General features: G+C 71.6%; 5 protein-coding genes. 1 reads left to right on the top strand and 4 read right to left on the bottom strand.

Annotated features, from left to right (window positions below; genetic code table 11):
• The 3 genes from HV783_RS28980 to HV783_RS28970 form a co-directional block, all read right to left on the bottom strand.
• A partial coding sequence (locus tag HV783_RS28980; RefSeq protein ID WP_175190326.1) for an MFS transporter occupies positions 1-951 on the bottom strand: 951 nt, incomplete at its 3' end.
• Positions 948-1970, bottom strand: coding sequence for a class I SAM-dependent methyltransferase (locus tag HV783_RS28975; protein WP_175190325.1), 1023 nt, complete (start codon positions 1968-1970; stop codon positions 948-950). The genes HV783_RS28980 and HV783_RS28975, both read right to left, overlap by 4 nt.
• Before the next feature lie 22 nt (positions 1971-1992).
• A complete protein-coding gene (locus HV783_RS28970) occupies positions 1993-4056 on the bottom strand; it encodes a TonB-dependent receptor (RefSeq protein WP_175190324.1) in 2064 nt (687 codons plus the stop codon).
• A gap of 211 nt (positions 4057-4267) precedes the next feature.
• Between HV783_RS28970 and HV783_RS28965 the strand changes: the two genes are divergently transcribed.
• The gene (locus tag HV783_RS28965) at positions 4268-5188 is read left to right on the top strand and encodes a helix-turn-helix transcriptional regulator (protein ID WP_175190323.1); all 921 of its coding nucleotides are present in this window, start codon (positions 4268-4270) and stop codon (positions 5186-5188) included.
• Positions 5189-5224: 36 nt separating this feature from the next.
• Here HV783_RS28965 and HV783_RS28960 read toward each other — a convergent pair whose 3' ends face one another.
• Positions 5225-6400, bottom strand: a complete 1176-nt coding sequence (locus HV783_RS28960; RefSeq protein ID WP_175190322.1) for a low temperature requirement protein A — start codon at positions 6398-6400, stop codon at positions 5225-5227.
• Between the last annotated feature and the right edge of the window lie 197 nt (positions 6401-6597).

The following is a 6597-nucleotide window of genomic DNA, read 5'->3' as shown; positions in this document are numbered from 1 at the left end:
CACCGCGCGGCCCGCGCCCAGGCGCTTGAGCAGCCGCGCGCCCGCGATGCTGGCCACGGCGCCCACCGCGCCGCCCGCGACGCCGACCAGCCAGGCCACGCGTTGCGGCGCCAGCCCCTGGTCCAGCAGCAGCGGCTTCAGATAGAACCAGCCGGCGCCGATGAAGGGGAACAGCAGAGCCAGCAGCGGCAGCCAGCGGCGGCTGGCGGGCAGGCGCAGGTAAGCGATGGCGTGGCGCGTGGTCGAGGTGGTGTCGGCGGCTTGCGGGGGCGAGCGGGGTTGCCCCTTTGTTTCATCCAGTGTCGCCGCGTCGTTCGTGTCGAGGTGTTCGTCGCGCGAGGCAATCGCGCCGTCGTCGGCTCGCCCGGCATCCATGCTCTCCCGCAGCAGCAAGGTCAGCGCCGCGCCCAGCGCCAGCGCGCCCGCCATGATCAGGAACGGCGCCTGCCAGCCCCAGCGCGCCTGCGCCAGCAGCATCAGGCCGCCGCCGGCGATGGCGCCCAGGCACAGCGCCATCGAGCGGATGCCGCCCGCCGAGGCGCGGCCGGCCGCAGGCAGCACGCGGATCGCCAGCGCGTTGACGGGCACGTCGGCCCAGGTGCCGGCGAGCGCGGCGGCGGCCGCCAGCGCGAACAGCGTGACGCCGTCATTCAGCAGGTCGCGCCAGCCCAGCGCCAGCAGCACGGCGGCGTAGGCCAGCAGCAGCGCCACCGTCCAGCGGCGATAGCCGCCACGGCCCGCGCCGCGCCGGTCCAGCGGCATCGCCAGCAGGAACTTGAACACCGTCGGCAGGCTGGCCAGTTGGAACAGGCCCAGGGCGGTGCCGGACCAGCCGTGCTGGCGCAGCACCAGCGGCAGGCCCAGCCACAGATAGACGCCCGGCGCGGTCAGCGCCAGGTTGAGCCAGCCGAACAGGGCCTGGGCCAGGCCGTGGCGCAGGCGCGGCGTCATGGCGCGGTCCGGCGCGCCGACAGCACATGCAGCGGCGCCAGCGGAAAGCGGTCGGAATCGAAGCCGCGCACTTCGGCGAAGCCGGCGGCGCGCAGCGCTTGCGCCAACTGGCCCTGGCGCGTCACGCGCCGCCCCAGCAGCAGCATCGGCAGGTAATAGCGCAACACGCGCGCGGCGGCGTCGGCGTCGTCCGGGACCTCGGCATGCGCCATCACCAGCAGCCCGCCCGGTGCAAGGGCGTCGTGCATCTTGCGGATCGTGGCGGCGGCGTCGGGCACGAAATGCAGCACCGACGAGCACCAGATCAGGTCGTAGCCGGCGCCGATATCGGCCGTGGCCAGGTCGCCGCCCACCGCCACCATGCGCGCCGCCAGCCCGGCGGCGGCGATGTTCTCGCGCGCCACGGCGGCGGTCTCGGGCCAGTCGAACACCACGCCGCTGGCCTGCGGGCGGTCCTGCACCAGCGCGATGCCGATGAGGCCCGGACCGCCGCCCAGGTCGAGGATGCGGCGCGCCGCGTCGGCGCCGGGCACGCAGGCGACCGCCTCGCGCGCCGCCGCCACGGCCAGGGCGCGTTGCTCCTGAGCGATCTGCACGCGCGCCGCGTTGGCCCATGCGCCGGCCTCGGACGGGGCGGCGGATGTTGCGGCGGGATCCTGGCGCAACCGTTGCATCAACTGCTCGCCGGACTGCGCCAGCGCGCGGCGCCGGTAGCGCCAGGCGTCGCCGCAGTAGTGGGGCCGTCCCGCCACGAAGTGGTCGCGCGCGGTGACCCCGCAGCGGTAGAGCGGCGGCTCGCCGGCGATGCGGTGCAGCAGGCGCAGGCTCCACAGCAGGTCCAGCAGGTGCTCGGCGGCGGCGGGGCGCAGCGCCAGCGCCTGCGCGACGTGCGCGGCGCTGGCCGGCGCGACCAGGTGCGCGAACAGGTCCAGTTCCAGGGCGGCGTCGAGCGCGGCGGTTTCGACCGGCGCGGCGGCCAGGTCCCAATAGCGTTGCAGGGGCAGGGGGGAAGTCGGCATGGCGGGTTCCTTGTGTTGACGATCAAAGGCGCCAGGTCAGGCGCAGGCCAACTTCGCGTGGCGGGCTGTAGACGGTGACGATGCCGTTCTGGTAGCCCACCGCGTCGTAGCGGCGGTTGGCGAGGTTGTTGACGTAGGCGGCGATTTCCACCTGTCGAACGGTGACGCCGGCGGCCAGGTTGACCAGCGCGTAGCCGTTGCGGCGGTAGCGGTTGGCGGCGTCCAGGTAGACCGGGCCGGTGCCGCTGAGCGAGGCCTGCGCGGACCAGCCGGCGGGGGCGTCGTAGCGCGCGGTCAGGTGGCCGTTCAGGCGCGGCGCGAACGGGTTCTGGTTGCCGCTGTAGTCGTTGGCGCCGTCGCGGAAGTGGCTGAAGCGGGTGCGGTTCAGGCCCAATCCGGTCTGCAACGACCAGCCCCGGCCCAGCAGGTATTCGAGCTCGAATTCCGCCCCGATCGAACGCGCCGACGCGGCGTTGGTGACGTACACCAGGCCCGGCAGCGGCATCTGCTGCACCTGCATGTTGTCGACCGTCATCACGTAGAAGGCGGCGGCGTAGCGCAGGCGGTTGCCGGGCAGCCAGCCCTTGGCGCCGATCTCGTACGCGCGCAGCGTTTCCGGCTGGTAGGCGGCGTAGTCCGCCGCTGGCGAAAACACGTTGTAGCCGCCGGCGCGAAAGCCATCCGCGACCGAGGCATAGACCTGCTGGCGCGGCGCGAAGGCGTATTGCAGCGCCAGCTTGGGCGTGACGCGGGTCCAGTCGGCGCGGCGCGCGCTGTCGCCTTGCGGCGTGAAGCGCACGGCGTCGCGTTCGACGCGGGCGCCGGCCTCCAGGGTCCAGCGCTCGGCCAGCGGCACGCTCCAGTGGGTGAAGGCGGCGCCGGACTGGCCGCGCAGCCGCACCACGCTTTCGGTCAGGCCGCGCGGCATCTTCTGGGTGTTGCGCAGGTCATGGTCGTCGCCGTCGGCGTACAGCCCCACGAGCCAGTGGGCGCGGCCGAGCGCGCCCTCCAGCCGCAGCTCCTGCGACAGATTGCGGAAATGGTGGTCGCGGGCGATGTGCAGCAGGTCGGCGGGCTGGAAATCGGTGTCCTGCTGCACGCGGTCGCGCAGATCGTTCCAGGCCGTCACCGACGTCAGGCGCAGGCCGTCGTCCAGGTCGTGGCGCAGCGACAGCGACGCGCTGCGGCCGATGGACCGGTTCCAGCTCGGCGTGCCGGACGCCACGGTGGCGCGCGAGGCCGTGGGCGAGCCCCACAGCGCGGCGCCGTCGCGGTAGTTGATCTGCGCATAGCGCAAGGTGGCGTCGGTGCGCGCCGACGGCGTCCAGCGCAGCGCCAGCTTGCCGTTGCGCAGTTCGCGGTCGTCCTCGCGCCGGCCCGTGTAGGTGTTGTCGATGAAGCCGTCCTGGCCGCGCCAGGCGCCGGCCACGCTGGCGTAGAGCGTGTCGTCGATGATCGGCCCGCTCAGGTCGAAGCGCAGCATGCGCAGGTCGCGGCTGCCTACGGTGGTCGAGACGCTGCCGCGCAGGCTGTCGTCCGGCTGGCGGGTATGGACGTTGATGACGCCGGCTTCCGCGTTGCGGCCATAGAGCGCCGATTGCGGGCCGCGCAGCACTTCGACGCGGTCGATGTCCAGCAACTGGTCGTCGAAGCCCTGCGCCATCAGCGTGGGCACGCCGTCCACCACCAGCAGGGTCGAGGTCGAGAACGAAAAGAAATTGGCCGACAGGCCGCGCATTACGGCCGCATTGACGCCGGCCTGGCCGAACGGCTGGAACGTCAGCCCGGGCGTGATGCGCTGCAGGCCCTCCAGGTCGACGACGCCCTGGCTTTCGAGCATGTCGCCGTCGAACACCGACAGGCTGCCGGGCAGCGATTCGAGGGCGCGTTCCTGCTTGTCGGCGGTGACGGTGATGGCGGGCAGTTGCGCGGCGGCGGCAACCGGCGTTGACGCGGCGGAAGGCGCGGAAGAATGCGGGGAGGCGGGCGCCGCCGAAGGCACGGCAGTCTGCGCCAGCGCGGCGGGCGTGGCGCAAAGCCACAGCACAACCCAGGCGGCGCGAGGGTGGGGAAGAGGGCGATTCATCGGGATTCCTGTGCAAGCAGTCACGGCGGCCGGACGCGCGGCGCCGTCCCGAAGATGGTATTTCTTTATGCGAACGCCTATCATTAGCATTCATATGCGAACCGGATGGATTCATATGCATGCCGGCGCAGCCGCGCCTGAGCCGATTTCAGGCACCCGTCCCGGCGCCATCCCGGTCCCGTCCCGCCACCCGCCACCTCCCGTCGAAACCATGTCCCTGCGCATCTCCGCCACGCTCGCCCAACCCGGTCCGGCCGTCCGTCCCGGCTGGTCGCGGCTGGCGCTGCCGGCGGATCTGGGCGAGTGCGTGGCCGACCGCCTGGACCTGGGCGAGGGCCTGGCCCTGGTGCATTCGCAATACACACCCGTGCACGACCTGATCGAGGAGAATGCCGCCGCGCATGGCGGGCGCACGCTGGTCATCACGCTGGCCCTGGGCGGCGTCTCGGCCTATCGCGGCGCGGACGGCGCCGAGTTGGATTTCCGCGGAGGCCAGACCACGGTGACCGCCTTCCGCCGTCACCTGGGCGAGCGCCGCTATCTGGGCGGCTGCACCGTCTCGCAACTGCGCCTGCTGGTGGGCGAGGCGGCGCTGCGCCGCTACGCCGGCCATGCCCAGGCCGAGGCGCTGTTCGGCGCTGGCGGTCTGCGGCGGCTGGCGCAGGGCCGCACCAGCGCCGACCTGGCCGCCGTCGCGGCCGAGCTGGTGCGGGCCAGCGACCCGCTGGACATCCACATCAAGGCATTGACCGTGCTGTCACGCCAGTTGCGCGCGTTGGCGCCGGCGCCAGCGGCGGGCCGGTTCAGCCAGGCCGACATTGCCCGGCTGGAGCGGGCCCATGCGCTGATGCGCGAACAGATGGATCGCGAACTGACGGTGCAATACCTGTGCCTGGCGACCGGGTTGAATGAATTCAAGCTCAAGCAGGGCTTTCGCGCGCTATACGGCAACAGCCCGATGCGGCTGCTGACCGAGATGCGCATGCGCCGCGCCTGGGAATTGCTGGAGACCGGCTGCCAGGTGGCGCAGGCGGCTTACCGGGTCGGCTACCGCCACCCGGCCAATTTCAGCGCTGCGTTTACCCGCTTCCATGGCCGCGCGCCGAAGTCGGTGTTCGGCAAGCGGCGTTGATGCGGCGCGCAACGATGCCGTTGGCCCCTGGCCGCTCTAGTGCGCCACCCGCATCCGCCGCCGCGACACGCTTTCCCACCCGGCCACCAGCATCATGATCAGCGTCGTCAGCCCGCCGACCATCAGGTTGTCGGTGACGAACGCGATCGGCGCCAGGATGGCCAGCAGCACCAGCCCCGCCACATGCGAGAGCGGGAAGCGGCCATACACCACTGTCTTGTAGATGCCGTTGCCCAGCAGGTACAACGCCGGGCCGCCGAGCAGCGCGGCGGCGGCCGCCGTGACGATGCGGCCGTCCGGGTGCAGGATGACCAGTTCATTGGCCACCGCCGAGACGATCACGCCCGCGATCAGGATCACGTGCACGTAATGGAAGTAGGCCCCAACCCGGCCCGGATCGGCGTGGTGCGCGATGGCCTCGCTGCCGTCCTTGCTGCTGGTGTCGAAATACACCCACCACATCGCCGCCGTGCCCAGGAACGCGGCCAGCAGCGCGATCAGGGTGGGGATGTCCCAGTGCGGGTGCTCGCCCAGCGTCGCGCCGGTGATCAGCAGCGTCTCGCCCAGGGCCACGATCACGAACAACTGGCAGCGCTCGGCCAGGTGGCCGCCCTCGATGGTCCATTCGCGGGTGCTGGAGCGGCCCAGGCCGGGCAGCCAGAAGCCGGCCATGGGCGACAGGTATTCGCAGGCCACCGCCACGATCCACAACGCCAGCCGCGTGTCGCCCGAAGACAGACCGCCGGCGATCCAGAACACCGCCGAGATGCACAGCCAGCCCAGCATGCGGCGGAAATTCGGCGCCAGCGGATGCGACGGCCCCAGGTGCAGCACCACGAACAGCGTGCGGCCCACCTGGATCAGCACGTAGCAGATCGCGAAGATCAGCCCGTTTTCGCCGAAGGCGCCGGGCAGCACGGCGGCGGCCACCAGCCCTAGCAGCATCACGCCGAACAGCATCAGCCGCATCGGTAGCGCGTCGGGATCGAACCAGTTGGTGACCCAGCAGGTGTATTGCCAGCCCAGCCACACCGCGAACCACAGCACCAGCGTGTGCACCGCGCCCATCAGGGTCAGGTCGTGCAGCAGGCTGTGGGATAGTTGAGTGACCGCGAAGACGTAGACCAGGTCGAAGAACAGCTCGACGAAGGTGACACGGGCCTCATGGCCGTCGCGGTGGCGCAGCAGATGGGCGCTGGCAAGAAATGGCATGGCGGCGCTTCCTGTCCGGTAAGGGGGCGTCGCCAGATTACTCCCGGCCTTGCCGGCCAATCGTAAAGAATTCAAAAGACGTGGCGCGCCCGCGACGCCTCAGTGGCCGGCCGGCGCGTCGCCGTGTCCGCCCAGCTCGCGGTTGCGCGAGCGCACCAGCGCGGCGGCCAGCGCTGCCGCCACGGCCGCGATCACCG

The organism is Achromobacter dolens, from assembly GCF_902859745.1.
GTDB lineage: Bacteria > Pseudomonadota > Gammaproteobacteria > Burkholderiales > Burkholderiaceae_B > Achromobacter > Achromobacter dolens.
The sequence above is the reverse complement of the archived record's forward strand: the minus strand, read 5'-3'. Positions and strand labels throughout refer to the sequence as shown.